Source organism: Candidatus Melainabacteria bacterium RIFOXYA2_FULL_32_9, from assembly GCA_001784615.1.
Classification (GTDB): domain Bacteria; phylum Cyanobacteriota; class Vampirovibrionia; order Gastranaerophilales; family UBA9579; genus UBA9579.
Window position 1 is genome coordinate 1 of the sequence record MFRQ01000171.1, and the last position, 1135, is coordinate 1135.

General features: G+C 34.5%; 1 protein-coding gene and 1 pseudogene (1 of these 2 cut by a window edge). One reads left to right on the forward strand and one right to left on the reverse strand.

Annotated elements, in window-relative coordinates; translation table 11 throughout:
• Nucleotides 1-185 precede the first annotated feature (185 nt).
• Nucleotides 186-431, forward strand: coding sequence for a hypothetical protein (locus tag A2255_02230; protein OGI16565.1), 246 nt, complete (start codon nucleotides 186-188; stop codon nucleotides 429-431).
• 69 nt (nucleotides 432-500) lie between these two features.
• On the opposite strand, the pseudogene A2255_02235 reads toward A2255_02230, so the two are convergent.
• Nucleotides 501-1135: pseudogene (locus A2255_02235) on the reverse strand (hypothetical protein) (it continues 368 nt past the right edge of the window).

A 1135-nucleotide genomic window follows, 5' to 3' on the forward strand; every position in this document is an offset into this window, starting at 1 on the left:
TATCTTTTTTTGGATTGCTTCGTCACTTCATTGCATTTCGTTCCTCGCAATGACACTAGGAAAATTTGATTTCTGAATATGTTCTATATCACTTATTTTTATACCTCTACCCGATTATTGTCTATATTCACATATTAAGGCTCGTAATGACAGAGTGCTATTTTGGAATGATTGATGAGTTAAAAATGTGGGTTAGAGCCTATCCAGGAAATAAAAAATGTACAGCATTAATCAATTTTGTCATTGCGAAGATTCCGAAGGAATCTGTGGCAATCTATCCATTTTACAAGCTATTATTCAGAATTGGAAAGGTCACCACGTCAGGTGACACAGTCACCTTCTCCAAACTCATCAATCTTGGTGATAAAACTATGATTGATAACTTAAAAAAGTGGCTTAGCCACCTCGTGATGACATACACGATTGTTTAACTAGCAACTTGAATCTCAGCTATATCAAGCTTTTTTCTAATTTAGCATTTCGGTTCAAACAAATAAATATTATGATTCAAGAACTCTCGAAATATGTTCAAAAGCCCATTCTATCTCTTCTTTAGATATAATTAAAGGTGGAGCTATTCTTATAATGTAATCATGTGTATCTTTACATAATATTCCTTCTTCTTTAAGTCTTTCACAATAAGGCCTTGCAGGAATATTAAGTTCTATACCTATAAATAGTCCTCTACCTCTAACTTCTACAATCTTAGAACACTTGATTCTTTTAAGTTTATCTATAAAAAATCTTCCAAGATCCAGTGATCTATCAATTAAATTTTCCTCAATAAGAACTCTAAGGGCCGTTCTAGCTACTGCACAGCCTAGAGGATTTCCTCCAAAAGTGCTGCCATGATCACCCGGATTAAAAACAGATAAGATTTCTTTTCTTGAAAGAACCGCAGATACGGGATAAAACCCTCCTGATAGAGCTTTTCCAATTATAATAACATCTGGCTCAACATCTTCATGGTTATATGCAAACAATTTACCGGTTCTACCAAGCCCTGTCTGAATTTCATCAACCATAAACAGTATATTATTAGCTTTACAAACTTCCTCAATCGCTTTTAGGTAGCCATCAGGAGGAATAATTATTCCTGCCTCTCCTTGAATCGGTTCAAGCAAAAAAGCACATG